Genomic DNA, 26,843 nt, shown 5'->3' with positions numbered 1-26,843 from the left:
AGACAGAGAATAAGAGTTAAAAGGTAAAATTTTATGTTAGACCAACAACCAATAATTATTGCTGAGAATGTTCACAAGTGGTATGGACAATTTCATGTCCTCCAAGGTGTTAGCTTGACCGTAAATCGTGGTGAAGTAGTGGTATTAATGGGGCCGTCAGGTTCAGGTAAATCTACTTTTATCCGTACATTTAATGCTTTAGAAGAATATCAACAAGGCAAAATTGTTATAGATGGTATTACCCTCAGCAATGATTTGCGAAATATTGATGCGATTCGCAAAGAAGTGGGAATGGTATTTCAACAGTTTAATTTATTTCCCCATCTCACAGTACTGCAAAATATCACCTTGGCACCAATTTGGGTGCGTCGGTGGGCGAAGGCGAAAGCTGAAGAATTAGCAATGCAACTTTTAGAAAGGGTGGGAATTCTAGAGCAAGCACATAAATATCCAGGACAATTATCTGGGGGACAGCAACAACGAGTAGCGATCGCGCGTGCGTTAGCAATGCAGCCTAAGATTATGCTATTTGATGAACCCACCTCAGCTTTAGATCCAGAAATGGTGAGGGAAGTGTTAGATGTGATGCGAAGTCTTGCCCGTGACGGTATGACAATGGTAGTAGTTACCCATGAGGTAGGATTTGCTCGTGAAGTGGCTGACAGAGTAATTTTGATGGATAGCGGTTTACTGGTTGAGTCAGCTACACCAGACTCCTTTTTTAACAAACCTCAAGAAGAACGAACTCGCAAATTTTTATCGCAAATTCTCTAACTACAGCATTTCATAAATTCTTAGTGAATTAGCTGAGAAAATACTCTGCGTTCCTCTGCGCCTCTACTCCTTCCACTTGACCATCTGTATATTTTTCCAGTGAAATGGTATTGCAACTCATAACACAGATTGGTCAAGATTAAAATTCAATAATTCACCACAATAAATTTATATTATATTAACTTTCCAGACGCTATACTGAGAACTCAATCTATTTTCTAGATAAAAAGCTGCTTTACTATGCAGCTTTAAATAATAAAGTCTAAATTCTCTATCTATTATCTATCTTAGGTATTCGTTACACTTCCCATTAGCAACTCAACATTTGGGGTGTTGTGCAATTAAGTACAATATCTCACTAATTATTGTGATGATAACTTTATAAGCTATCTGATTTTTCACAATATATCTACCTAAAATAATTATTTTTTTGAACCCGTAGTTTTCATGATTACTACTGGTGGAAATACTATGTATTCACTTATATTTACTCTGGATTGATTTAGGATTATTTTTTAGCATTTATCAGAAATAATTTACTTGCCAGAACTTTTATTAAAGTAATTTTGATGCTTGTTTAAAGCTTAATTAATTAATGAAAATAGAGATTATACTTAGGTAGGTTTACCCTACAAAACAATCACATAACAAGCAAGCAGCCTCTATATAAATTAAGTATTGCCTACGCATGAGATATCAAAATTTACTTAATCTTCAACCAAAAGTCACTGACATAGCAAGGCTGTGCAAGGACAATTTAGTTATGGGTGCAACGTAAAACGTAAAATCAAAAATTCTTGGGACAAGTATTCTTTTTCAATACAAAGCCAGATAATTCTGACTAATTTGTTATGCGGATTTTGATTTACTCCTACAACTATTACCCAGAACCAATTGGTATTGCTCCCTTAATGACTGAATTAGCCGAGGGACTTGTGAAGCGGGGACATGAAGTGCGTGTAGTCACAGCTATGCCCAACTATCCTGAACGTCAAATTTACCCTGGCTATCGCGGTAAATTGTATTCAACAGAATCTAAAAATGGAGTCCAAATTCAACGCAGTTATGTTTGGATTCGTCCACAACCAAACTTGCTAGATCGAATATTGTTAGATGCTAGCTTTGTAGTCACCAGTTTTTTACCTGCAATGATAGGCTGGCGACCAGATGTAATTATTTCTACTTCACCTTCATTGCCTGTATGTTTACCAGCTGCCCTTGTCGGATGGTTGCGTGCTTGTCCTGTGGTTTTAAACCTGCAAGATATTTTACCAGAAGCAGCTATTCATGTAGGGCTACTGAAGAACAAATTTCTAATCAAAGTATTTACACAATTAGAGAAGTTTGCATATCATAGCGCTACTAAAATCAGCGTCATCGCTGATGGTTTCGTGGAAAATTTGCTCAAGAAGGGTGTACCATCTCACAAAATTGTGCAAATTCCCAATTGGGTCGATGTGAATTTTATTCGCCCCTTACCTAGAGACAATAACGCGTTTCGGGAAACACACAACCTCAAAGACAAATTTGTAGTTTTATATTCTGGTAATATTGCTCTAACTCAAGGCTTAGAAACAGTTGTGAAAGCTGCGGCTCTGTTACGTCATATCCCAGACATTGTGTTTACAATTGCTGGGGAAGCGAAAGGATTGCAGAGACTTCAACAAGACTGTCTCGATTATGGTGCAGATAATGTCTTGTTACTACCTTTTCAACCTCGCGAACGTCTGCCGGAAATGTTAGCAGCTGCGGATGTTGGCTTGGTTGTGCAAAAGAAGAATGTCATATCATTCAATATGCCTTCCAAAATACAAGTACTACTTGCTAGTGGGCGAGCATTGATTGCATCTGTACCAGAAAATGGTACAGCAGCAAGAGCTATTAGACAAAGTGGTGGAGGATGTGTGGTGCCACCAGAAGATGCTCAAGCTTTAGCCAATGCAATTCTAGACTTGTACCAAAACCCAGATAAAGTTAAAAATCTCGGTTATAAAAGTCGCCAATATGCTGTTGAACAATATAGCTTTGAGCAAGCTTTAAATAACTATGAGGCTTTATGCTATGCGCTAAAAGCAGAAGAGGCAATAATTTCCAGCACCAATATCTCAAACCAAGAAGTTTAATACTTCAAATAAAAACACAAAAGACCCCTGCCTGCAAATGCTCAGACAGGGGTCTTTTACTTTTTATTTTTTGCTTGTTAAATATGCTTTAATTTTTGTCTGCATAGTACTTGCAGCCAAAATGTAACGAGCATCAATATGAAGCTTAACTAATAATTTCTGACTCAGGTAAGATTCTAAAATATATCTGAGGTTACTTGTAAGGTATCTTATTCTCTGTAATTATTCCTGTATGTGATATGTGGCTGCACTGACCATATCGACACTATATTTATCAACCAAAAATCATCATTAATTTGGATTTTGAATTTTAAATTCTGCTTTGTGGTACTAGGCTGGTAGGTTGCAAAATTATCAACAGGCCTCAAGTAGGCAATACCTCAGAATATAAAAATCAGGATTTAAATTAATCTCTGAAAGTAGCAAATGATACTACAAAAATTGCCATAAAGCAACTAATACAAAGTACTAAGTAGCTACACTAGCTCCATATAGCATGGTACGCTTGATTGCTGTTTACCAAATCCAAAAAGTCTTTTTTTTTGTTAGTATGCAAAAAAAACAATTTACATAGTTACATCTCATGATTGATGAGTTGTGTGTAATTGTCAAAAAATGTAACAAAAGGGCTAAAGCACCTGAGGTTTAATGTCTGATTCTTTCCAAGGAGAATTCCCAACGCCATCTGTATCTTTAAGAAAAACTGCGATCGCTAGTCTACAAGACCCCAGCGAAGAAGCGAGCAGAAAATTAGCAATAACCGTTGCCGAAGCAGCATCAGACCGCAAAGCTGGCGATATTCTACTGCTTAGGGTAGCAGATGTCTCTTACCTAGCAGATTATTTTGTAGTGATGACTGGCTATTCAAGAGTTCAAGTCAGAGCGATCGCAGAAGCCATTGAAGACCAAGTATCAACCGAACTGCAACGCAATCCCTTGCGGACAGCAGGTAAAGCAGAAGGAAGCTGGGTTTTGCAAGATTATGGCGAAGTGATCGTTCACATCATGATGCCCAAGGAGCGAGAGTTTTATAATTTAGAAGCATTCTGGTCTCATGCTGAACGTTTAGAACTGCCAACAGCCGATGACGGTGGGGTTAAGCCAAAATGATCAAATCCTCGGTTTCTAATTGCCCAGTTCCGACTGAACAACAACCACTCAACGAGTACGAAGAATTAAAAACATCTTGGCTATTTCGTGATTGTGCCTTAAATTGGCGCGAGCATATCAAAAAAATGCTGTGGATTTGGAGTTTATCGTGGGTGGTAGCTGGGCCAGTCGCAGCCGCCAGTTTTCCCCCACATAAGCATTTCGCCCAATTTATTCTTTGTGGTGCAGCGGGAGCAAGTATCGGCGTAATTCTCTTGTTAGTACGATTGTACTTAGGCTGGTATTACGTCAGCGATCGCCTAACCAGCGCCACAGTATTTTACGAAGAATCTGGGTGGTATGACGGTCAAACTTGGATCAAACCAGAGGAAGTCTTAAACCGCGATCGCTTAATTGCTACTTACGAAATCAAACCGATTCTTCGCCGCTTGCAACTGACCTTTGCTAGCTTGGCAGGAATGTTCGTTGTTGGTAGTATAGTTTGGCATTTGTTGTAAATAGTCATTAGTCACTAGTCATGAGTTTTAACAAATGACATAGGACAAATGACAAATAACAAACAAATAATAAAAAAATAACAAAAAGTGATAGATTTTAACCCATGACAATGGGAAAACGAACTCAAGCCGCAGCCTTAGAAGTGAGGTTGCTACGGGAAGGAATCATTGAATCGCGGCATATAGTCCAGGCTGTTGTATGCGACGAACGAGGGCGGGTTTTATCCGTAGCTGGGAATTCGGAAACGGCTGCATTTGTCCGTTCCGCACTGAAACCATTTCAGGCACTCGCTATTACATCTACTGGTACGCTAGAACGATACGACCTCAGCGATCGCGATTTAGCGATTATCACTAGCTCCCACAAAGGTAGCATAGAGCAGGTAAGACAGGTATTTAACATTCTTTGGCGGGCCGATCTAGACCCCAGCGCACTCCAATGCCCGATTCCTGAAGGTAAGCGGAGTCCTCTAGAATACAATTGCTCTGGTAAACACGCGGGAATGCTAGCGGTTTGTCAACAACGACATTGGCCTTTAAATAACTACTTAGAACGCAAACACCCAGTCCAACAGTTAATTCTTAGCAAGGTAGCAGAATTACTGCGAATGCCATCAGAAGAATTTATCGGTGTTCATGATGACTGTGGCGCACCAACTTATTTGATGCAACTTGGTCAGATGGGTTCGCTGTATGCCTTGCTCGCTTCTGGTAAAACTTTGGATATGGAGCGCATTGTCCGGGCCATGACTCATCATCCCACAATGGTAGCTGGTGATGGTGAATTTGATACGGAACTCATGCGCTTAACCCCTGGAGAATTGGTAAGCAAAGCTGGTGCCGAAGGAGTACAGTGCATCGGTAGGTTAGGGGAAGGCATGGGATTGGCAATTAAAGTTATGGATGGAGCAAAGCGAGCAAAATACGCAGTTGCTATTCATTTACTTCAACAAATGGGCTGGATTACCCCCAGCGTTGCCGAAAGCCTAGCTGAAAAGTTTATGATTTTGGGAAAATACAAGCGTTTAGAAGTTGTGGGAGAATTATCGCTTTTATAGTTGCCAAATTTATAACTTGGGGTTATACTAAAAAAGTAAGCAAACGACGCGGGATAGAGCAGCCTGGTAGCTCGTCGGGCTCAACAAGCAAAGTTAACTAAACGCTTATCAGTTAACTTTGTTATGGGCGGTACGTAGAGAAACTTACGTGCGTTTACCTGTCAAACTCGGGGAAGCCATTAGCGTGGTAATCCCGAACCAAGCTCCAGAAATGGAGAAGGTGTAGAGACTGGAAGGCAGGCACCCTAACGTTAAAGACGAGGGTGAAGGGACAGTCCAGACCACAAACCAGCAAGTCTGGGCAGCGAAAGCTGTAGATGGTAAGCATAACCCGAAGGTCAGTGGTTCAAATCCACTTCCCGCCACCAAATTAAAAGAACGATAAATCCCTGAGACTCTAAATGGTTTCAGGGATTTATTTTATATATCTAAATTGCACATTTTGTTGTTTGGGTTGTCAAGGCTCAAGAGGAGCCAGTCACGTGCGGAGGTTCCCTCCGTAGAGTGAACTGGCGTTTAAGAGTCAAGGATAAACTTGGACTTTTGACCTTTGACTCTGGACAATCCTGATAAGTAACTATGCAACTTAAATGCGTAACAGCTTATGGACACCAAGCTTAAAGGAGATATTGCAGAACAAGCAACTATTCTTCACGCCTTAAAGCGGGGTTGGGGAGTTTTAAAACCTGTAGGCGACAGGCTCCCTTACGATTTAGCTTTTGATATTGAAGGAACTGTACTCAAAATTCAAGTCAAATATGCTTGGTTTGATCAGCCTTCTGGAAATTATGTTGTAGATAATCGTCGCACTAAAACAAATCGCCGATTCATGCGAAGAGAGGCATATCAGCCAGCAGACTTTGATTTTGCCATAGTATATATAGAAAAACTTGATATATTCTATATCTTCCCAGTCGATGTGTTCATCGGTTATGGTAGCGAAATCCACCTTGTGGAAACTGAAAAACGACAGCGTAAACCTCGTTCTGCACAATATCGTGAAGCTTGGGAATTAATCTTACAAGCGGTAAGTAAAGAAAATTGTGTTTGTTCGCCTGTCTCATTCGGGGAAGCAGGGTTTTGATCTATTCTGGAGTAAGCCATCCAAAAAGCGCGGAGAGTCATAGTTGTGAAGTTGCAACGACCAATTTTAGTAGGAGGATTGGGACTGTCGTTTTCTCTGTGGATGTTAGACAGTTGGCAAGATTCCATAGTGCAGGTAGGAGAATTTGGTTTACTGAGTGCTTTGGCAGTCGGCGGTGGTTTGTGGTTATTGCAGCAAAATCGCCCGAAAGCTAGTGTAGAGCAGCTTGATATCATGCTTGTAGAACGAGCAGATGTAGAAAATGCGATCGCTAAAGCAGAAGTCGTAATTAACCAACTGGCACAAGAATCAGAACAACATCCAGCCATAGGGAACTTACGAACACAAGTTAACCAATTACTCTTAGATTTAGATAGGCAAGAACTTAAACTAGCTGTTACTGGTGGGAAATCTGTCGGTAAAACTACCTTAATTGAGGTTTTAAAATCTAGCTGGCAATCCCAAATCAAGCAAAAAGTCAGCTTCCAAGAGACAGCACCTTTATATATTCAAGCTGGTAACAAATCAGATACAGATGTTTTGGCAGAAGTGGAAACATCTGATTTTATCCTCTTCCTGACTAACGGTGATTTAACCGATTCAGAATTTCAAACTTTACAGCAGCTAAAAGCTGCAAATCAACCTGTTTTGTTGGTTTTCAACAAGCAAGACCAGTATTTACCTGATGAACGTGCTAGCATCTTGCTGTCACTGAAACAACGGACACAAGGAAATTTAGTTGCAACAGCCGCCTCTCCCATTCCCATTAAAGTCCGGAAACATGAAGCTGATGGTGCTGTACAAGAATGGTTAGAACAACCAGCAGCAGATATCCAGTCTTTGACACAGCAACTAGGAGAGATTTTAGCCCAGCAAGCACAGAAGTTAGCCTGGACAACAACTATTAGAAAAGCTAACTTGCTGAAAGCTGAAGCAAAAACCTGGTTAAATAACATTAGACGCGATCGCGCTACCCCAGCTATCGAACAATATCAATGGATAGCTGCGGCTGCTGCTTTTGCTAATCCAGTCCCTGCACTTGATGTTTTAGCAACTGCGGCGATTAATGCTCAAATGGTCATGGATTTGGGTAATATCTATCAGCAGAAATTTTCTTTAGAACAGGCGCAAACTGTCGCTGGAACGATGGGAAGTTTAATGCTGAAGCTGGGTTTAGTCGAACTTTCTACAAAAGCTGTGAGTACTGTTCTCAAAAGTAACGTCGTCACCTTTGTCGCTGGTGGCGTGGTACAGGGAGTTAGTGCAGCTTATCTCACCAGAGTTGCTGGCTTAAGTTTAATAGAGTATTTCCAACAACAAGAAATAGCTCTAGATTCTGGCAATAACCTGAATTTGGAAAAATTGCGGCAAACTTTACAAAATGTCTTCCAGCAAAATCAGCAGATGGCTTTTCTGCAAGGTTTTGTTAAGCAAGGTGTTAAGCGCTTGTTACCAGAAGTTGCTGTTGAGAAGGCTGTGGGATAATTCCCTTAAATTAACTTAAATCTTAATGTCAGTAGATAATCAGCCTGCGATTTAAATCGCAGGCTAATTAGTATTAGACGAGACTTTTTTCTGAGAAATTAAAGAAAATCTCGTAGTTAATAGATGGCTAATTATCGTACTTGTATATTTTCCTTCTTTGCTGGCTCCGGGTTCCTCGATTTAGGATTTGAAACTAGCGGTTTTTATATTGTTTATGTCAATGAAATATTTCCGCCATTCCTTGCCGCATACCGTTATTCACGGGAAATTCTTAACCTACCATTGCCTGAATATGGGTATCATCAAGGTGAAGCCGCAGACGTAACTAAACTTTTAGAAGGATTACCCGCTCAACTTTTAGGTGAATTAGTCCAGGACTGCCGAAAATCTCATAATATTGTTGGCTTTATTGGCGGGCCTCCTTGTCCAGATTTTTCCATAGGCGGAAAAAATAAAGGTCATTTGGGAGATAATGGTAAACTTTCTGCATCTTATATTGAATTGATTTGTAATCATTTACCAGATTTCTTTTTATTTGAAAATGTCAAAGGTTTGTGGCGGACAAAAAAACATCGTTTATTTTTTGAATCGTTAAAGCAGAAATTACAAAAAGCTGGCTATATATTAACAGAACGCTTAATTAATGCTATTGAATATGGTGTGCCACAGGATAGAGAAAGAATTATTCTTATTGGCTTCCGAAATAGCTTAAGAGAACGCGATAATTTAAAAATTTCTAATTTCTTTCCGTGGAAAAATTATATTTTATATCCTCAAGAAGAAGTCTTTGCTTACCCTTGGAGTCAATGTACATCATTCCAAGAAGATTCTATAATTACTTGCCCGGAAAATATTCCTCAAGAACTCACAGTTGAATACTGGTTTAGAAAAAATAATGTGGCTCAACATCCCAATGCTCAACATTATTTTCAACCTAGAGCAGGAATCACAAAATTCGCTTCAATTGACGAGGGAGATGATTCTCGAAAGTCCTTCAAACGTTTACACAGATGGCGCTACTCGCCAACTGCTTGTTATGGCAATAATGAAGTACATTTGCATCCTTACAAAGTGAGAAGAATTTCTGCTGCTGAAGCCTTAGCAATTCAATCTTTACCTGCCAATTTTGCGCTTCCAGAGGATATGTCACTCACCAATATGTTTAAAACTATTGGTAATGGAGTACCATATTTGGCATCAAAAGCATTAGCTGAAACTATTCTTAACTTCTTATTAATTAGTAGCTAAAATCCTATTAAGCGTACTCAAGTTAAAAGTGTCTAATGTTAACTTGAATACTTAAGTGTTTTCAGTCCATCTAGAAAGCCGATATCTCAGACCTATTCAGCAGTTCGGTTTTCAGGATAAACTCGTAATAAATGTGGTTTAATATATATATAAGAAATGTTTTAATTTTTTATAAAGTTTAATAATCAATAATTGGCAAAAGGCACGATGGCAGCAGACTATCCCGACATTGATATTGCGCCATTTATCGATCACGCCCTGTTAACGCCAACGGCTACTCCAGAGCAGGTTGAGCAATGGTGTGAAGAAGCAGATAGATTTCATTTTGCGGCGGTTTGCTTGCACCCTACCTATGTAAAGCGAGCCGCAGAACTCCTCCACGGTAAAAATCCCAAAGTCTGTGCAGTAATTGGCTTTCCTACTGGAGCGACTACTTCCGCAGTTAAGTTGTATGAGGCTCAAGAAGCAGTGGAAAATGGAGCCACTGAACTTGATGTAGTGCTCAACTTGGGTTGGTTAAAAGCTGGTAAAACTGAAGCAGTCCACCGGGAAATTGCGGAAATTTGTGAAGCAACCGGGCAAACTGTGAAGGTCATTTTAGAAACTAACCTGTTGACAGATCCAGAAAAGAAGGTAGCGGCAGAATTGGCTATGGAAGCAGGGGCCGCATTCTTAAAGACCAGTACGGGTTGGAATGGGGGTGTCACTGTGGAAGATGTGCGACTTTTGAAAGAGATTGCCCGAGAAAGGTTAGGAATTAAGGCCTCTGGCGGTATTCGTACCATTAATCAAGCCTTAGAATTAATCTTGGCGGGTGCTACTAGATTAGGCACGTCTCGCGGTATCGATTTAATCCGTCAGCGCAATAACCCAGAAAAAGTGGAATAGTCATTGGTATTTTGTACTCAGAATTAATGACGCAGGACTGATGACTAATTTACGGGCGGTTTAAATGAAATATTGCGTCTGCCCCTAAATATGCGGGTTTAACCCGCCCCTACGGACTCTTGGCTAATGAGTAAAACCTATCAAGTAACAGGAATTAATCTGAAAGCCCAGGCGCTGGGAGAATCAGATAGAATAGTAACAATTTTGACAAAAGAGTTCGGTTTAATCCGAGCAGTGGCCCCAGGGGCACGTAAGCACAATTCAAGCCTGGGTGGTAGGAGTGGGATGTTTGTTGTCAACGAACTACTGATTGCTAAAGGGCGATCGCTCGATAAAATTACACAAGCACAAACAGTAAAAACCTATCCAGGTTTGACTAAAGATTTAGGGAAATTGGCAGCTAGCCAATATCTAGCAGAAATAGTCCTCAGTCAAGCTTTAAGCGAACAACCCCAAGAAGAACTGTATGAGCTGCTTAACGAACATCTCAATCGGTTAGAGGCAGTGTCTAATAACGAAGCGAGCATCTTAGCTCATCTGTCTCAGGGAGTGTTTCACCTTTTAGCGTTGGCGGGACTAACACCTCAAGTGCAAGTTTGTTGTCTCACGCAACGCCCCCTGATACCAAATTTTACAAACCCGCAGTGGCAAGTAGGATTTAGTATTTCTGCTGGTGGCACAGTTTGCTTAGAGACTTGGGAAGACTTGCGAAAACAAAAAGAGAGGGAGAGACAAATCAACTCTTCCAAGACGCGATCGCCTCATCTCCCCGCAACCCCAGCAACAACCATCTCGGGTTACCAAACAGTGATGCATCGCCAAGAACTACCAGTGATTTCTGGGCGATTAAATGCAAAAGAACTTGATATTCTGCAGCAGCTGTCACAACCAGAGATAATGCAAATTAGTACCACCAGAGATAATGACTGGTTAGCTGTTGAGCAAATTCTGCGCCATTATGCTCAGTATCATTTGGGTCATCCAATCCGCTCCGCCACTTTAATTGATTCTTATTTTGCTGCCAACCATGATGCAACCGTCTGATTTGGATACAAAAATCCTGCCTTTGTCACCGAGCTACGCCAAAAAACAGAATAGAGCATCAGATTCTACAGCACCCAGCCACTTGAGTGCTGTTCCGAAGTCTCGGCCCAGTCAAATCAATAACCACGAAATTTCCCCCCGGGAGATTTCGCCAAATAATAAAAATTGGCTATCGGAAAAATCAAAACCTGATTTTATTAATTCAGAAGCCAAATCTACTCAGGCTGAGGCTAATGGCCAAGCCGCTATTACCTCAGCAAAAGAACCACCCGATATCAAGGGGCCTGATTCAGGTAAAGATGAACCATCAAATGATGTACCTCAAAAGGGGTTTTTACCTGTATTAAAAAACCCAAATTTCTTAGCCCTTTGGGGTGGACAAGTTTTTTGCCAGCTAGCAGATAAAGTTTATCTGGTGTTGATGATTGCCTTGATTAATACGCAGTTTCAAGCTAGTCATCAAAGTATTAGTGGTTGGGTATCTGCCTTAATGATGGCTTTTACCATACCCGCCGTGCTATTTGGTTCTGTGGCTGGTGTGTTTGTGGATCGCTGGTCGAAAAAGACTGTATTAGTAGCTACCAATATTTGGCGGGGAATTTTGGTGTTGGTGATTCCCTTGCTGTTATGGTTGACTCATGATTGGCAACCAGTGGGAGTATTGCCTGTAGGTTTTTTGATCATCTTAAGCGTGACTTTTTTAGTTTCCACCCTCACACAGTTTTTCGCCCCAGCCGAACAAACAGCAATTCCTTTGGTGGTGGAAGAGCAACATTTACTCTCAGCTAACTCACTGTACACCACAACAATGATGGCCTCGGTAATTGTTGGTTTTGCTGTTGGCGAACCACTATTAGCGATCGCGGATCAACTTTGGCTAAATCTGGGTGCAAGTGGCGGATTTGGAAAAGAAATGGTCGTAGGTGGAAGTTATGCGATCGCAGGAATAATTTTGAGTTTCTTGGTAACTAACGAAAAACCTCACGACTCAGCCACCGAATTTCCTCATGTTTTCTCAGATTTACGGGATGGCTTACGTTATCTCAAAGATAATCATCGTGTTCGTAGCGCTTTAGTACAACTGATCATCTTGTTTTCCATATTTGCCGCCTTAACAGTTTTAGCTGTAAGAATGGCAGAAATCATTCCCAACATGAAAGCCTCACAATTTGGCTTTTTACTAGCAGCTGGTGGTGTGGGAATTGCTGCAGGGGCAACAATTCTTGGTCAGTTTGGTCAACGTTTCTCCTATACTGCCCTTAGTCTTTGTGGTTGTCTGGGGATGGCAGCTTCCTTAATAGGGTTATCCATCTTTACAACACAGCTTTGGATAGTGCTTTTGTTAGTAGCACTATTGGGTGTTTTTGGCGCACTTGTGGGTATCCCGATGCAAACTGCAATTCAAACAGAAACCCCACCAGAAATGCGGGGTAAAGTCTTCGGTTTGCAAAATAATGTCATTAATATTGCTCTTTCTTTACCCTTAGCATTAGCGGGTGTAGCAGAGACCTTTATTGGATTACAAGCTGTCTTTTTAGCATTAGCTGTAATTGTCTTTTTCGGAGGTATCTTTACTTGGTATACCTCGCATCGTGAGTAATTAAACATTAGCTTGACATAATTAATCATTTACTGAAAGCTGAAATTTTCGTGATAGACTGAACTCAGCCATAAATCACTATAGGCTTAACTCGGGATCATTGTGAATCCTGGCTCGATTGCTTTTGATTGACTCATATGTATTCACAAATTCTTAGTAGGATAACTACAGCTATAACTAAACTAGCTAAATTAATCTGAGAATTTGGCTATTTTATGGGTAGAAAAAATGGGGTGTAATAGTAACTAAAAGCCAGCGATAACAAACAGCTAAAAGCAAAACCACAAACAATAACTAAATATTAAACCCGCTGTTCTTATAACTAAATAAAGAATGCGTATAGCCTGGATTGGAAAAAAATCACCCTTTTGCGGCAATGTTACCTACAGTCGAGAAATTACAAATGCCTTGTTAGACCGAGGTCATGAAGTTAGCTTTCTCCACTTTGCTCAAGAAGAATCTGAACCTGATAACTGGCCAAAATTTCAAGAAGTTTCCTTACCCTTCATTTACAAGTCCCAGGTTTACACAATTCCCACTTTTAAAGCAACCAAAGTATTAACTGAGTCGTTGCGAAAAATTAAACCAGATATAGTCCACGCTTCTTTGACTTTATCTCCCTTGGACTTTATTCTTCCAGAAATTTGCGAGCAACTGAATTTGCCTCTAATTGCGACTTTCCATACCCCATTTGCAGGGAAAGGGGCAAAACTCATTTCCGGAACGCAACTTTTGGCTTATCAGCTATACGCACCTTTCTTAGTGAACTACGATCGCGTGATTGTATTTTCCCAAATTCAACGCGAGTTATTAGGGCGGATGGGTGTGCGGGAAGAAAATGTTGCAGTCATCCCTAATGGAGTTGATACTGCTAAATATTCTCCAGGCCCTTCTCAAATCAAAGCTGAATTTCAAGCCAAACGCCTATTTGTCTATCAAGGCCGGATAGCACCAGAAAAGAATGTGGAACCGCTGCTACGCGCTTGGAAGCAGTCAGGGTTGGAAGCTGATAGCAAGCTACTGATTGTAGGCGATGGGCCTTTGAAGCCGTCTTTACAGCCGTTTTATGGTGCAGAGGAAGGCATTATCTGGCTAGGATTCATTGCCGATGAAACCCGACGCATCGAAATTCTACGGGGGGCAGATGTATTTATTTTGCCTTCGTTGGTAGAAGGGTTATCTTTATCTCTTTTAGAAGCAATGGCCTGCGGGTTGGCGTGTTTAGCCACAGATGTGGGTGCTGATGGTGAAGTATTAGAAAAAGGTGCAGGGGTAGTTTTAAATACTAAAACAGTGCGATCGCAATTAAAAACCCTGTTGCCACTATTTCAAGATCATCCAGAGTTAACAACTGTGTTGGGACAGAAAGCCAGAAAGCGTGTATTGGAACGCTATACCCTCACTGATAATATTACTCAGTTGGAACAATTGTACCGCGAAGTTTTACTACAGCGACCTTTACCCCTAACTCATAGATTGTAAGTAAGGGTACTGATATAAATTTTGGTTGGCTGCACTGCATCTGAGAGCATAAAAGAGTGCAGCTATACTAATTTTTAAGTTGCTTAATCTAAACCCAACTTACCTAATTTTACGTAGAGAAAATCGTTTTACGTAATGCCAAATAAATTAAAATTCAGCTTGAAATTGTACTTTTTCTGTTGGAATAGAATCGAAAATATACTTGCCTGGATTTTCACTATCTTCCTTTACTTGTAATATTGATACTTCTGCTTCACGCTCACCTCTAAAATTGACTTCTCCTGTAACAGGTTTTAATGAAAATTTCTGTTGAGAAAAATCTTTATTATTATCTAAGCCTAAGCGGAATCCCTTTCTAGAAAGCCTGTCTCTAAGATTGGTACGGTTTATTTCTTTACGATTATTTATAATTTCCTCAAAAGCTTTAACAATGGCTTGGGTTGTATCATAAGCCATCGCAGTACGCCAAGTAACATTAGCTACTTTCAGGTCTTGCTTTGTGACATTAAAAGAGTTACTTTTATCATTCCCTTCTTTATGATTCCAAGGTACTGGAATTAACATATCTTTAAAATATTTTCCTTCAGCTAATGTTTGATTGGTATTCATTGTAGGAGAGCCTAATAATTTCCAACCCTTATCATGTGCTTTTTTTGCAAGTTCTATAGCTTTATTTATTTTTTCGACCGCAGGTAACAAAAGTATTGTATTAACCTTATCTTTTTCTAATTCTTCTATAATTTTATCTGTATCAAAATTATCTGAAATAATACACGGTTTTCCTGAAAGTAACCTGTTTCTTTCATCACGAATAGCTATACTAAAAACTCTTTCATGAGATTCACTAGCTCGAGAAGATAAATCAGCACAAATAGCAATTTTTTCTATATTACTATCTCTTGAAACATGATTTGCTAGTTTTTCAGCAATTCTTTCTAAAAAAGGCATTATATGAAATACAGGAGGGCCGAATGCTGTTATTTCCCTTGCATCACTTGTGGGGGTGATCATTACTAAACCTCCGTCTTGATATATGGGAGCCGCCTTAAGTGATGTATTGCTAGAGTTGTGCCCCACAATTGCTAACACATTACTAAAATTTGATTTATTCTTGACTAATTCTTTAGCAATTTTTACAGCCATTTTTGGTTCATTGCTATCATCAGCAATCAAAACATTTAAAAATCGTGGGCTTTCGTTTGCGTTTTTTGAAAATCTAATACCACCATTATCATTTACGTCTTTTTGAGCCAAAGATACGCCACGTAATATTTGTTTGGCTATATCGGGGTTATTTCCTATAGGTACGCTAACAGCAATGCTGAGAATCAGTTTGTTATCACTGTTTGCTTGAATGTGAGCATTGGCATTGTTATAGCCAATTAATGCCTCCGGATCATCAATTGGATTATTTTTTATTGCTTCCTTAAAATAATTCAAAGCTGTTGGATAATTACCCTTTTCAAATGCCTGTTGTGCTTGCTTTTTGTTATCATTTCTATCTGTATCTAACAGATTTTTTTCTCCCCAACTCATTTTCATTTTTGCATCAGGAAGACTTTGTTCTTTTCTATAATCAGAAACTAGAATTATAGCTGTAGGTGTAAAAAAATAGCCTATTATAATTAATATAATTAATAATATTCCAATTATAAATTGTCCAATTTTTAACTTTCTGTTAAAATTTTTCTCCTGTTTTATTTTTGCAATAACGCGCTGTTCTATTCGGCTTGCTTCATCATCCTTGAGTTCCAATGAGTTTTTTAACTCTTGTAAATTACGTTTTGCTTGCCTATTGATAGAAGATGTTTGCTTTACTACCTGAGTAAACTTATTTTCATACTCCTGTAACCTACTCTCCTTAAATGCGATTATAGGAGCTTCGATAGCCCTAATATTTTCATCCTTCAGTTGTAAGCGCTGCTGAAGTTCTATCAACCCAGAATCTAGATGTTTAACTGGGTAGGATTGCTCAATTGCAAAACGAAAAGCTTGCTCGTATTCTAGCAAGTTTTGCTGTCTTTCTTCAATTACTTGATTTTCAATCAGAGCTATTTTCTCATCCGTAAGTTGTAAAATTTTTCCCAAACGTATTAATTCTTCGCGAGTTTGATTACTGATTGGATATCTTTGTTGAATCTCTCTTCTAAACCTAGATTGATAGCGCTTTGACTTCTCCTTCAAGTCTTTATAAGGCTTTAAAACCTTCTCCTCAATTGCAGAAGCTTCCTCAGTATTTATTAGATATTCATTTTTTAGTTCATTCAATAAATCACGACCAGTATCAGAAATTTGACCATCACCATTACGTACCAAAAACTCAACTTCTTGATGATATATTTTTTTGGGATCGTCAGTCGATGACTTAGCTAGCTTAATATTAAATCCTTCTCTGACTGCATAAATCCGTGGACTCATTTTTGGAGCAGCTTTTCTAACTTGATCTTTAGCATAATCATATAATTCATAAACTGATATCCAACCATCATCATCTCTATCTGCTACACCATCTTCTAAACCTTCTACAATGTAACGAGTAAAAAGCGAAATATCTCCTCCTTCCTGTTCATAAGAATATTCAGTGAAAGCTGAAGACGTAATAATAACCCGTCCCTCTCCACCAAGTTGGTTTTTTATTGACTCAGAACCATCATTTTTTACATACAAATCATTAGTAAAAGCACCACTATAGCAGCAATCGAGGATCAACACCTGATAACGGGACGCGCTATTGCTCATGATTTGATTCACGAAACTAGCTGTTACTGCCGTTGATATAACTACTTCTGTATTGTTATTACTATTTTTCCGAGTATTAGAAGTGGCAAAATAAAGTTTATTGTTAGCTAATTTACCTCCGTGACCAGAAAAAAATAGCAGCACTAAATCATCTGTTCGACGACTCGCAAATAAATCCTCAATTGCTTCACTCATTAACTGAGAACTAGGGTTTTTAAGTATTTTGATTTCATCAAAACCTCCAATTTCCGGGTTCTTTAAAACCCGTTGCATTGCGTCTATATCTCCTATAGATGCAGGTAATGGGGTAAAACCAGATTGATACTCACTAACCCCAATGAGTAGTGCTACTTTTTTTGCCATAGAATATCTAAACCTTTAATTAGATTTGATAACTTCTTCTGCTGCTTTCACAACATCTAGTAACTCTTGCTGACTATAATTTTTAGCTTTGACTTTTAACTTCTTACCGTTTGCCTCAACTTCAAATTCAATTTCTTTACCAGACAGACGACTGTGCAAATAACCCAATGCACCTTTGATATTTTTCGGACTTACCTCAGCCATCAAAAATCCTGGCAGAAAATTTCCAAGAGGTTTTGCCTTATCTGGTATGTCTTCTAGAGGTACTTGTACACGTCCTACTGTTTCAAACTCATCTACCTGTTTCATCTCATCCAGTAGGTATACAGTTTCATCTTCTAATTTTTCATCATCTGGATTTATCCAGGAAATGGTGAGTTTAATCATTGATTCGTTAATCATACTGAAGTTTTAGGCAATTTTAGGTGAATTTATGACTATTATTACGCATTTTTACTTATCCTATCGGGACAAATTTTATATTGTTGACAGAGAAAATTCACTATGACAAAGATGAGGATAGCGTTACAAAAGCTCCTATCCAGTTAAAACTCAAGCGACTATGAAGACCACCCCAAACTAGTAGGCTGTTGATAAACCCGCTTCAAGGTATTCACATCTCTAATAGAAATCGGCGGCGGTTGGCGAACTTGAGAAAAGTATAAAGCATCGGTTTGTAACGGACTATGCCCCCAAATTCCCAAAGCATGGCCGAGTTCATGACGCGCTGCGGCTAGGACATAATTACCTGTCTGGCTAGGACTTAATAATATTGTGAAGCGGTGTAATAAAACTTTGTTGTTGGTATATAACTCGTAGGTAGTTAAAGCAGAACGCGCACGGGGTATTTTATCGACGGGAGAAATTTGCAGAGGAGGCGCTTTTCGCAAAATTTTAATATCTGCAACCTCTGGTTTTTCCACTATCAATAAAGGTAAGTAAGCATTCCACTCCTGCACAGCTTGTAAGACGCTGTTAACCCAAGCTTGAGCTTGCTGGCTGTTAACTGCCGTTGGCGTTTCTATGTAAACTTTAATAGGAAATTGTGACCAAACTAGATAACCAACTTGGGTGGGTGTAATTTGAGCAAAGTAATCACCACTGTTGGTATTATCTTGCCATTTAGCTAGCGTTGGCGGTAAAGGATAAGGTTTTGGAGAGGGGTATGAGGAGGCTGGGAGAGAAGTTATTAAGTCCCTAGAATATTCGGTTACTTGGGCAAAATTAGCATTTGTAGGGAGATGCATAAAAATAACTAGCAGCCCTGTACTTATTGCTAAGGTGAGAACTGCTAGTAAATGTCGTGTAAGTAAATTTTTTAGGGGGTTGGGTGTTGGGTATTGGATTTTTTGTCCCATATCCCTATTCCCTATGCTTACTTAGGTAGCCAGCCAGCACTTAAAACTACTGTTAAACCTAGAAAAACTACTGTTAATGCCCAAGTAATTCGGTTTAAGGTGTTTTCTGCGCTTTTAGTGCTGCTAAACAGTTGAGCTTGTCCACCAATGGCTCCAATACCATCTCCTTTAGGACTATGCAGCAGTACTAAGACGATTAAACCAACGGCGGAAAGCGCCCAAATGCCTTGAACAATATTAGAAACTGTCATGGTAGGAATCTAAATAGATAGTCAATTTCAAAACAGAAGTGCCAGGGTGAAGGTAACAGTTAACTGTTATCTATTTTACAAACCTACTTGCGCGGGAGTACGACTGCGTTGCACATCATATCCAGCTGGGACAACGAGCGATCGCCCTGTCATTTCTGATGGCTGAGGAAGTTGTAAAATCTCTAGAATTGTCGGCGCAATGTCGGCTAGCTTGCCATCGCTTCGTAGTTCGACATTTGTACCATGTCCAGGGATTTTGACTTTTTCTCCTTCCAAAAGAATTAAGGGGACTGGGTTAGTGGTGTGGGCTGTCCAAGGATTACCCGCATCATCTAGCATATACTCAGCATTACCGTGGTCAGCAGTAATAATTGTTGTGCCACCAACTTTAGTAATGCTAGCAAGTAGGCGACCCAAACAGAGATCAACTTTTTCAATTGCTTCTATCGTAGCTTCTATCTGACCCGTATGTCCTACCATGTCTGGGTTGGCATAGTTAATTACAACCAACGAGTAGATACATTTTTCAATCGCGGCGATCGCTACTTCTGTAACGGCTGCGGCTGACATCGCCGGAGCTTTGTCGTAAGTTGCTACCATAGGACTACTTACGAGTTCCCGGTCTTCACCCTCGAAAGGATCTTCTAGACCGCCATTAAAGAAGTAGGTAACATGGGCGTATTTTTCGGTTTCAGCAGTGCGGAATTGCTTTAATCCGTGATTGGCGACGACTTCTCCCAAAATATTTGTGAGATTCTGTGGCTCAAAGGCAACAGCTACTTTTAAATCTGGATCGTACTGAGTAAAAGTAGCAAAAGAAAGTGGTTGAATTAACTGCCTTTCAAAGCCCTTAAATTCTGGGCTGACAAAAGCTTGAGTGAGTTGTCTAGCGCGATCGGGGCGGAAGTTGAAGAATATCACTCCATCCCCGGCTGCAATTGCGCCAGGAGCAATACGTGTGGGGTTGATGAATTCGTCTGTGACTCCGGCGGCGTAGGATGCTGCTAAAACTTCTACGGCTTGGCGATTATCGGTTACTTCATCTTGGGTCATTACGTCATAGGCACGTTTAACCCGATCCCAACGATGATCGCGATCCATCGCATAATAGCGACCGCTAAGGGTGACTATCTGCCCTACACCTAAGCGGTCTATATATTCTTGCAGCTGCCCAATTGCTTTGACACCTTCTGAGGGTGCTGTGTCACGACCATCGGTAATGGCGTGGATACAAACTTGGGAAATTTGCTGATCCTTAGCTAAGTCCAGTAGTCCGAATAAATGGGTGAGATGGGAATGTACTCCACCCTCTGAACACAGACCTACTATGTGAAGCTTGCCATTGCGATCGCGCACTTCCTGGCAAATTTTGACAAGTGCTGGATTGAGCTTAATAGAACCGTCTTCCACCGCATCGGAGATGCGTACTAATTCTTGCGGTACTACTCGCCCAGCGCCAATGTTCAAATGACCAACTTCCGAGTTGCCCATTTGACCATCTGGCAACCCTACGGCTTTTCCTGATGTGCGAATGAGGGTGTGTGGATAAGCTGCCCATAAGCTATCCATGACTGGAGTTTTCGCATTAACTATAGCGTTTCCACGCTTCTCCTCGCAGTAGCCCCATCCGTCTAAAATGACTAGCACCACAGGAGCAACAGGTGCTTTGGTCATAGTAAAATTGCCCTTTACTTTTTGTAATACCCGAATGATACCACTGCTAATCACCACTGCAAGAGGATTTCTGCTTATTAACTTCTTTTATCAAAAAATTCAGTATTTTTTAGAGTTTTTTTAACTTTAGTAACTTTTGCTTATTTTTTGTGATACTTGTGTGGGGCTAATTATCAAAAAAGTTTTTGTATAGTGCTAGCAGTCAGACTCTAATTTGCGTTTTGCTGCAACTTTTATAGATTTCTTGCTATTTCTGTAGAATATACTATTTACTGTCTAATTCATCATTGTATAGCAGTAGTGCATGATGTTGAAAGCTGAGAATGAACACTTTTCAACTAAGCTATTGCAGCATCATGCACACTACGTAAAATTCAGTGTTATTACTAACTTATTATTTGCGTTTTGCCGAAGCTTTAGCGGCTTTAGCAGCTTTCTTGGCAGCTTTTTCCGCCGCGATCGCAGCTAGTTTTTCAGCTTCTTTTTCTTCAGCAATTTTATCTAGATAGTAATGATAATTACCTAAATAAACGCGGAATTCACCATCGCGAATTTCTACGATTTTATTAGCTACCTGGGAGATAAAATAACGGTCGTGAGAGACAACAATCGCTGTACCATCGTAATTCTGCAGGGCTTCTTCCAACATTTCTTTAGCTGGAATATCTAGGTGGTTTGTCGGCTCATCCAAGATGAGTAAATTTGCTGGACGTAAGAGCATTTTTGCTAAAGCTAGACGTGCTTTTTCGCCTCCACTTAATGCGCCAACTTGTTTAAATACTGTGTCTCCAGTAAATAAGAAGCGTCCTAATAATGTACGCACTTCTTCATTTTTCCAGTCGGGAACTTCATCATGAATAGTTTCCATGACTGTCTTTTTCAAATCTAAAGCTTCTGCTTGATTTTGTTCAAAGTAACCAGGAATCACATTGTGATCGCCTAATTTAACGCTACCTTCAGTGGGTGGTTCCATACCCATAATCACCCGCAGTAGGGTAGATTTACCCGCACCGTTGGGGCCTAAGAAAGCAATGCGATCGCCTCTTTCAATGAAGAGATTGGCTCCTAAAAATAAGATTTTATCATCATAGATATGAGTTAAATCTTTAATGGTGACCACTTCTCGTCCGCTACGGGGTGCATCGGGAAAGCGAAAATGTAGAGTTCTGACACCACCTGTAGGTGCTTCAATTCTCTCGATTTTTTCTAGTTGTTTTTCGCGGCTTTTAGCTTGAGTACTACGGGTAGCACTAGCGCGAAATCTATCAACGAAAGCTTGTTGTTTCTCTAGTTCTTTCTGCTGTCGTTCGTAAGCACTCAACTGTGCTGATTGATTTTCAGCTTTTTGTTGCAGGTATGATGAATAATTACCCAGGTAAGTAGTCGAAACACCACGTTCTGTTTCTACAATTTGAGTGCAGAGGCGGTCAAGAAACTCCCGGTCATGGGAGACTATCACCATTGGAGTCACTAGACTTTTTAAGTAATTTTCCAACCACTCAATAGTTTCTAAATCTAAGTGGTTTGTTGGTTCGTCCAGTAGCAATAAATCTGGTTTTTGCAACAGGATTTTACCCAAACTCATCCGCATTTGCCAACCACCAGAGAAGGCGCTAACGAGGCGATCGCCATCTTCTTGTTCAAATCCCATCTCTGGCAAGATTTTGCCGATGCGTGCTTCTAAACCATAGCCATCCAAGCCTTCAAACTGGCGCTGTAAGCGATCCAATTTGTTAATTAAGTGATCGAGTTCCTCTGGAGTCGCAGTTTCCATATCCCTAGTCACTTGGGCGATGGAAAGCTGCACTTGATTCGCTTCTTTAAAAACAGTCCAAAATTCTTCTCTCACAGTGCGGCCGGGGTCTACTTCAAACTCTTGGTTGAGGTAGGCTATATGTAAACTCGCAGGACGAATAATTTCCCCCGCCGTCGGTTCCATTTCTCCAGAGATAATTTTCAGTTGGGTAGATTTACCTGCGCCGTTCACACCGACTAAGCCGATGCGATCGCCAGGTTTAACTTCCCAGTTGATATCTTTGAGAACTTCACCTGTGGGATAAATTTTACTAATATGTTCTAGTCGCAGCATCAAGTTTTTCTCAGGTAGGGGATGGGTAGTTGGGGAATGAAGTGCTAATGCCGTGTCAATCTTAACAAAATTTAATTAATATTTCGTCGGGAAAAATTGCTGAATGATAAAAAAAGAGTTTGAGATTGTTACGCTCATAGCTAATTAAGTTATATATACCTAATCACAACCACCCATTTCGACATTTGTCTACCCTAGTATTCAAATTATGCTGTTATTCTTCGTTGCTACTGGAATTAGAAGCCTGCTGTTGTACTATTTGGCTAACTTCCTCCGCACTCAATTCTAAAGCTTGAGCTATTTGCTCTACAGTCAACCCAGCTGTCAACATTGGTAGTACTGCTTTTAACTTACCTCTTCTTACACCTTGCTCTATGCCTTCTTCTTTGCCTTCCTGAAAAGCTTCCTGATAAAATCTTGTCTGTTTTAACTCGCTCAAACTAAACATGGCTTCGATTTCCTCCCGACTCATGTTAGGAAATTTGTAAACTAAGATAGTTTCTATTAATTGTAATAATTGCTGCTGTAATTGTGAGTTTATCTCTTGCTTAGTTTTCTTGATTAACTCTCGCGCTTGGTGAATCGCTATCTCTGCATCTTCAACTACTAATTTAACGGTTGCTATGCTAACTGGTAAAGTAGCTGTATCACCCAATTCATTTAGATAAATCCGTTTTATCCTGTGACTGGCAAAGAATTCACGATAATGTTTAATATCTCCTGTATCTACACTCCTGTTTGGGTATAAAACTACAGCACTCCAATCATTTTTAGGTTTATTCTGACGCAGGTATAAACTTATTTCTGCAATCAGTCGTGAGTAAATTTCGTCATCTTGTTGAAATTGAACTTCAACGAAGTAAATTGGTCTATCAGTAATTTCTATAGGCAAAAATAACCCATCTATTCGGAATGAAGTTTGTTTAATTTCAACTGATGAAAACAGATAATTGTTTGCTTCGTCAGGAGGATTGCCAATGATTTCAAAGAAAATACTAGGTATTTCTTGAAATAGCCGATAAAATAAAATGTCAGTTTTCACAAAAGTCTACAATTTTCGTATTATAGATGCATCTATTAATTTATTCTTCAGCACCATCGCGCACTTCTTTCAACTGTTCTTTTGATATACCTAATATTCGTGAAAGTGGCGCTAACAAGCTATCATCAATAACTTCTCCAGCATAAATATTATTGAGTTCAGAAGGAGAAACTTTAAATGTATCGCAAAATTTAGCAAACTCCTGACTACTCAAATCTAAAGCTTTTTGTCTTTCACTTAATAAAAGTGCGATCGCCCTAGTTCCATATTTGGGACGTTCGCTAATTTTTATATATTTTCTTATCTTATCTTCGACTTGCTTGCTGTCACCACCAGCAGCTTTAACTAAATCAGTGCAAGCCAATTTAAGTGCTTTTTTTAAAACTTCATCCTGGTTTAAAAACTTAATAATTTCATCTGCATATTCTCGCTTAAAAAAACCAGCTAAATCGCCTTTATAGTAGATTGGCATAAAAACATCGCTTGATTCTACTTGCCAAGCTGAAGGTTCATTGGGTAGTGACATAAACACACCTCGGAAAATTCAAGATTGTAACATTATCTCAATTAATACACGAGGCTTCCACATCCAATAAGCCAAAGCAATTTCATCTTTATTGCTTTACTTTTGATCGTCACTAGTGCTATCTCATGCACAAAAAGCAGAAAGTAATATCCTGATAAAATTTGTATTTATTATTAGATATTTGTAATAAAAATTAACAAAATTTTGGTTGCCTATACAGATAACTTTACAAGTTTACTTGTAAACAAACGAGCGATCGCTCACAAATATTCAACTTGCTTTTGCTTCATCTACAGACGCTTCAGCCGCCGCAGCCAATCTATCCATTACAGCTCTACCAATGATTGCTACTTCATTCAATGGCATAGATTTGATGTACTTCACAATCTGATTAACATCGGAGGATTCTGATATTGGCTTAACACCTAAGTAGTTAAGCAACTCCTCCATTGTGTAGCCTGCTCTGGCTGCGATGTTAGCTAAATTCTGTGTATCAGGAATCGATTCGCCTTTTTCCCACAATTGCACAGCAGTAGCCGAAACACCCAGAAGCTTACCAAAAGCTCGTTGACTCATAGAGCCACGAGCCATTTTCACGACTTCAATAAGTTTCTTTCTAGCCTCTAAATCCACTGCTGTTTATTTTTTCAACGAGATTCACGGGTTTACTTGCTCGCCAATAAATATTGATTTTGCCATTTACAAGTTTGCTTGCCAATGGTAAATTAAATCTAAGATTGGAAATTACAAGTTTAAATGTCAATCAATTTAGATTGAAGACACTAATTCATTTTATCGCGGAAATTCGTGACAGACCGCTTGCAGGAAAATCATGGGAAAAAGGTGCATCATGTTGTATCAGCCGCGCAAAAGCAACTCTTATCGCCGCAAGGGTCAAAACCTGATCAGCGCTAATAAAATTAAACCAGAACAGTGGCATATTTCTCATGCTGAGGCTAAAGCAGCCTTAACAGGCAAAGGCTATAAGGTTCAGCAAATCAAGAAAATCCATTGCCTGAAGCATCAGGTTTGTATTTCTTATTGGGATGAGCGGGGTAACATTTGCAGCAGCTTTTTCAGCTACCGAATTTTTAGCCGTTGGCAAAAAGCAGTCGAACAGTTAGTTGATAGCTGCTTAAACTTCAATGAATTGAAGAAATTAAATTACATAATGCAATACGAATTTGCCAACTACCATTATTTTCAAGAAATGGAGGATGCTATCTATACTGCATTAGAGAACCGCTTGTGCGCGTTAAAAATAACATCACAACAAGTGGTTTGAGAAGATTTATTACAAAACAATTAGCTAGTAGCACCAGAGGCCGCTAACTCTGCTAAACGTTCCTGCTGGTCTTGAGAGATACAAGATTGTATAACTGACTCTAAATCACCTTCCAATACAGGGTTAAGAGAATAGTTTTGTCCCAAACGGTGATCGGTAACCCGGTTATCTTTATAATTATAGGTGCGAATTTTTTCCGATCGCGACCCTGTACCAACTTGCGATCGCCGCATAGAAGTTACAGCTTCTTGTTGTTCGCGTAACTTCATTTCGTAAAGTTTCGCTCGCAGAATTTGCATTGCCCGTTCTTTGTTTTGCAACTGGCTGCGTTCTTCTGTACAGAAAATCCGAATTCCTGTGGGTTTGTGCATCAAGTCAACAGCAGTTTCCACCTTGTTGACGTTTTGTCCACCAGCACCACCAGAACGAGCTGTGGTCATTTCAATATCCTTAGGGTCAATGTGGATTTCTACATCATCGACCTCTGGCATGATAGCCACTGTAGCTGTAGAGGTGTGAACCCTTCCCCCAGCTTCGGTTGCAGGTACACGCTGTACGCGATGTACTCCGGCTTCAAACTTCAGCTTACTGTAAACACTCTCACCCTGAATTTCCAGGATTACTTCTTTAAAGCCGCCCATTTCACCTAGTGACTCGCTCACTAGTTTCACTCTCCAGTTCTGTCCATCAGCGTAGCGAGAGTACATCCGCAGTAAATCACCTGCCCAAATACTCGCTTCGTCGCCGCCAGTACCAGCGCGAATTTCCAACATAATGTTTTTATCATCGTTGGGATCGCGGGGTAGCAACAATATTTTTAAGCGGTTTTCTAAAAATTCCAGCTTTTGCTCTAGTTCATCTACTTCCAGGGCTGCCATTTCTTGCAACTCCGGATCGCTCGCCGATTCTTTGTAAACCTGACGCGCTCCGATCAAATCTTCTTGAGCTACTTTCCAAGTTTCATAGGTATTAACTACCTCTTCCAAAGAAGAACGAGATTTAGCAATTTGTTGAAACTCGTCAGGATTTCTCGCGGTATCGGGGTCACCAAGACGACGAGTTAATTCATTAAAGGTTTGTTCAACAGATTTTAGTTTGTCCAGCAGGTATGATTCAGCCATGA

Annotated in this window: 23 protein-coding genes; 13 read left to right on the top strand and 10 right to left on the bottom strand. The window is 39.9% G+C overall.

Features of this window, described 5'->3' with window-relative positions; all coding sequences use genetic code 11:
• Positions 1-33: 33 nt before the first annotated feature.
• The 12 genes from HGR01_RS14875 to HGR01_RS14820 all read left to right on the top strand — a co-directional run bounded on the left by HGR01_RS14875 (position 34) and on the right by HGR01_RS14820 (position 14,393).
• On the top strand, positions 34-774 hold the full coding sequence (locus tag HGR01_RS14875) for an amino acid ABC transporter ATP-binding protein (RefSeq protein ID WP_045870329.1): 741 nt from the start codon (positions 34-36) through the stop codon (positions 772-774).
• Positions 775-1,625: 851 nt separating this feature from the next.
• On the top strand, positions 1,626-2,897 hold the full coding sequence (locus HGR01_RS14870) for a WcaI family glycosyltransferase (RefSeq protein WP_045870330.1): 1,272 nt from the start codon (positions 1,626-1,628) through the stop codon (positions 2,895-2,897).
• A 648-nt stretch (positions 2,898-3,545) separates the two neighbouring features.
• Complete coding sequence (rsfS, locus tag HGR01_RS14865; RefSeq protein ID WP_045870331.1) at positions 3,546-4,007, top strand: ribosome silencing factor; 462 nt, start codon at positions 3,546-3,548, stop codon at positions 4,005-4,007.
• Positions 4,004-4,504 carry a CGLD27 family protein gene (locus tag HGR01_RS14860; RefSeq protein WP_045870332.1) on the top strand — a complete coding sequence of 167 codons (501 nt, stop codon included), beginning with the start codon at positions 4,004-4,006 and terminating at the stop codon, positions 4,502-4,504. Before rsfS ends, HGR01_RS14860 begins: the two co-directional genes overlap by 4 nt.
• A 104-nt stretch (positions 4,505-4,608) precedes the next feature.
• The gene (locus HGR01_RS14855) at positions 4,609-5,562 is read left to right on the top strand and encodes an asparaginase (protein ID WP_045870333.1); all 954 of its coding nucleotides are present in this window, start codon (positions 4,609-4,611) and stop codon (positions 5,560-5,562) included.
• Positions 5,563-6,166: 604 nt separating this feature from the next.
• The gene (locus tag HGR01_RS14850) at positions 6,167-6,646 is read left to right on the top strand and encodes a group I intron-associated PD-(D/E)XK endonuclease (protein WP_045870334.1); all 480 of its coding nucleotides are present in this window, start codon (positions 6,167-6,169) and stop codon (positions 6,644-6,646) included.
• Positions 6,647-6,685: 39 nt separating this feature from the next.
• Positions 6,686-8,131: a YcjF family protein gene (locus HGR01_RS14845; protein WP_045870335.1), complete on the top strand. Its 1,446-nt coding sequence runs from the start codon at positions 6,686-6,688 to the stop codon at positions 8,129-8,131.
• A gap of 123 nt (positions 8,132-8,254) precedes the next feature.
• Complete coding sequence (locus tag HGR01_RS14840; RefSeq protein WP_045870336.1) at positions 8,255-9,379, top strand: DNA cytosine methyltransferase; 1,125 nt, start codon at positions 8,255-8,257, stop codon at positions 9,377-9,379.
• A 207-nt stretch (positions 9,380-9,586) separates the two neighbouring features.
• Positions 9,587-10,267, top strand: a complete 681-nt coding sequence (deoC, locus tag HGR01_RS14835) for a deoxyribose-phosphate aldolase (RefSeq protein ID WP_045870337.1) — start codon at positions 9,587-9,589, stop codon at positions 10,265-10,267.
• 126 nt (positions 10,268-10,393) lie between these two features.
• Positions 10,394-11,311, top strand: a complete 918-nt coding sequence (gene recO / locus HGR01_RS14830) for a DNA repair protein RecO (protein WP_045870338.1) — start codon at positions 10,394-10,396, stop codon at positions 11,309-11,311.
• Positions 11,295-12,911, top strand: a complete 1,617-nt coding sequence (locus tag HGR01_RS14825) for an MFS transporter (protein WP_045870339.1) — start codon at positions 11,295-11,297, stop codon at positions 12,909-12,911. The genes recO and HGR01_RS14825 overlap by 17 nt, the downstream gene beginning before the upstream one ends.
• A 333-nt stretch (positions 12,912-13,244) precedes the next feature.
• The gene (locus tag HGR01_RS14820) at positions 13,245-14,393 is read left to right on the top strand and encodes a glycosyltransferase family 4 protein (protein ID WP_045870340.1); all 1,149 of its coding nucleotides are present in this window, start codon (positions 13,245-13,247) and stop codon (positions 14,391-14,393) included.
• A gap of 147 nt (positions 14,394-14,540) precedes the next feature.
• Here the strand turns inward: HGR01_RS14820 and HGR01_RS14815 are convergent, their stop codons facing one another.
• The 9 genes from HGR01_RS14815 to HGR01_RS14775 form a co-directional block, all read right to left on the bottom strand.
• Positions 14,541-17,495, bottom strand: coding sequence for a caspase, EACC1-associated type (locus HGR01_RS14815; RefSeq protein WP_052335186.1), 2,955 nt, complete (start codon positions 17,493-17,495; stop codon positions 14,541-14,543).
• Positions 17,496-17,510: 15 nt separating this feature from the next.
• Positions 17,511-17,897 carry a hypothetical protein gene (locus HGR01_RS14810; RefSeq protein ID WP_045870341.1) on the bottom strand — a complete coding sequence of 129 codons (387 nt, stop codon included), beginning with the start codon at positions 17,895-17,897 and terminating at the stop codon, positions 17,511-17,513.
• A gap of 158 nt (positions 17,898-18,055) precedes the next feature.
• A complete protein-coding gene (locus HGR01_RS14805; RefSeq protein WP_045870342.1) occupies positions 18,056-18,853 on the bottom strand; it encodes a peptidase in 798 nt (265 codons plus the stop codon).
• A gap of 17 nt (positions 18,854-18,870) precedes the next feature.
• Positions 18,871-19,104 (bottom strand): preprotein translocase subunit SecG, encoded by a 234-nt coding sequence (gene secG / locus HGR01_RS14800; protein ID WP_045870343.1) that lies wholly within the window; start codon positions 19,102-19,104, stop codon positions 18,871-18,873.
• A gap of 75 nt (positions 19,105-19,179) precedes the next feature.
• Positions 19,180-20,778 (bottom strand): 2,3-bisphosphoglycerate-independent phosphoglycerate mutase, encoded by a 1,599-nt coding sequence (gene gpmI, locus HGR01_RS14795; RefSeq protein ID WP_045870530.1) that lies wholly within the window; start codon positions 20,776-20,778, stop codon positions 19,180-19,182.
• 394 nt (positions 20,779-21,172) lie between these two features.
• Entirely contained in the window at positions 21,173-22,867 is a 1,695-nt protein-coding gene (locus tag HGR01_RS14790; protein WP_045870344.1) for an ABC-F family ATP-binding cassette domain-containing protein, read from the bottom strand.
• Positions 22,868-23,081: 214 nt separating this feature from the next.
• Positions 23,082-23,909 (bottom strand): Rpn family recombination-promoting nuclease/putative transposase, encoded by an 828-nt coding sequence (locus HGR01_RS14785; RefSeq protein ID WP_045870345.1) that lies wholly within the window; start codon positions 23,907-23,909, stop codon positions 23,082-23,084.
• Positions 23,910-23,949: 40 nt separating this feature from the next.
• Entirely contained in the window at positions 23,950-24,435 is a 486-nt protein-coding gene (locus HGR01_RS14780; RefSeq protein ID WP_045870346.1) for a hypothetical protein, read from the bottom strand.
• 270 nt (positions 24,436-24,705) lie between these two features.
• On the bottom strand, positions 24,706-25,068 hold the full coding sequence (locus HGR01_RS14775; protein WP_045870347.1) for a helix-turn-helix domain-containing protein: 363 nt from the start codon (positions 25,066-25,068) through the stop codon (positions 24,706-24,708).
• 217 nt (positions 25,069-25,285) lie between these two features.
• Between HGR01_RS14775 and HGR01_RS14770 the strand changes: the two genes are divergently transcribed.
• Entirely contained in the window at positions 25,286-25,720 is a 435-nt protein-coding gene (locus HGR01_RS14770; protein ID WP_045870348.1) for a hypothetical protein, read from the top strand.
• Between the two features lie 20 nt (positions 25,721-25,740).
• Here HGR01_RS14770 and prfA read toward each other — a convergent pair whose 3' ends face one another.
• A complete protein-coding gene (prfA, locus tag HGR01_RS14765) occupies positions 25,741-26,841 on the bottom strand; it encodes a peptide chain release factor 1 (protein ID WP_045870349.1) in 1,101 nt (366 codons plus the stop codon).
• Between the last annotated feature and the right edge of the window lie 2 nt (positions 26,842-26,843).

This window comes from Tolypothrix sp. PCC 7712 (assembly GCF_025860405.1).
GTDB classification, from domain to species: Bacteria; Cyanobacteriota; Cyanobacteriia; order Cyanobacteriales; family Nostocaceae; genus Aulosira; species Aulosira diplosiphon.
This window is presented reverse-complemented; position numbering and strand designations above follow the sequence as displayed.

Bases quoted from the DNA above. Each gene is read 5' to 3' on its own strand.
- HGR01_RS14815 (WP_052335186.1), bottom strand. From the start codon at position 17,495: ATGGCAAAAAAAGTAGCACTACTCATTGGGGTTAGTGAGTATCAATCT.
- HGR01_RS14870 (WP_045870330.1), top strand. From the start codon at position 1,626: ATGCGGATTTTGATTTACTCCTACAACTATTACCCAGAACCAATTGGT.
- HGR01_RS14770 (WP_045870348.1), top strand. From the start codon at position 25,286: ATGTTGTATCAGCCGCGCAAAAGCAACTCTTATCGCCGCAAGGGTCAA.
- HGR01_RS14790 (WP_045870344.1), bottom strand. From the start codon at position 22,867: ATGCTGCGACTAGAACATATTAGTAAAATTTATCCCACAGGTGAAGTT.
- HGR01_RS14875 (WP_045870329.1), top strand. From the start codon at position 34: ATGTTAGACCAACAACCAATAATTATTGCTGAGAATGTTCACAAGTGG.
- secG (WP_045870343.1), bottom strand. From the start codon at position 19,104: ATGACAGTTTCTAATATTGTTCAAGGCATTTGGGCGCTTTCCGCCGTT.
- HGR01_RS14805 (WP_045870342.1), bottom strand. From the start codon at position 18,853: ATGGGACAAAAAATCCAATACCCAACACCCAACCCCCTAAAAAATTTA.
- HGR01_RS14780 (WP_045870346.1), bottom strand. From the start codon at position 24,435: ATGTCACTACCCAATGAACCTTCAGCTTGGCAAGTAGAATCAAGCGAT.
- recO (WP_045870338.1), top strand. From the start codon at position 10,394: ATGAGTAAAACCTATCAAGTAACAGGAATTAATCTGAAAGCCCAGGCG.
- rsfS (WP_045870331.1), top strand. From the start codon at position 3,546: ATGTCTGATTCTTTCCAAGGAGAATTCCCAACGCCATCTGTATCTTTA.
- HGR01_RS14850 (WP_045870334.1), top strand. From the start codon at position 6,167: ATGGACACCAAGCTTAAAGGAGATATTGCAGAACAAGCAACTATTCTT.
- gpmI (WP_045870530.1), bottom strand. From the start codon at position 20,778: ATGACCAAAGCACCTGTTGCTCCTGTGGTGCTAGTCATTTTAGACGGA.
- HGR01_RS14855 (WP_045870333.1), top strand. From the start codon at position 4,609: ATGACAATGGGAAAACGAACTCAAGCCGCAGCCTTAGAAGTGAGGTTG.
- HGR01_RS14825 (WP_045870339.1), top strand. From the start codon at position 11,295: ATGATGCAACCGTCTGATTTGGATACAAAAATCCTGCCTTTGTCACCG.
- prfA (WP_045870349.1), bottom strand. From the start codon at position 26,841: ATGGCTGAATCATACCTGCTGGACAAACTAAAATCTGTTGAACAAACC.
- HGR01_RS14840 (WP_045870336.1), top strand. From the start codon at position 8,255: ATGGCTAATTATCGTACTTGTATATTTTCCTTCTTTGCTGGCTCCGGG.
- HGR01_RS14860 (WP_045870332.1), top strand. From the start codon at position 4,004: ATGATCAAATCCTCGGTTTCTAATTGCCCAGTTCCGACTGAACAACAA.
- deoC (WP_045870337.1), top strand. From the start codon at position 9,587: ATGGCAGCAGACTATCCCGACATTGATATTGCGCCATTTATCGATCAC.
- HGR01_RS14820 (WP_045870340.1), top strand. From the start codon at position 13,245: ATGCGTATAGCCTGGATTGGAAAAAAATCACCCTTTTGCGGCAATGTT.
- HGR01_RS14810 (WP_045870341.1), bottom strand. From the start codon at position 17,897: ATGATTAACGAATCAATGATTAAACTCACCATTTCCTGGATAAATCCA.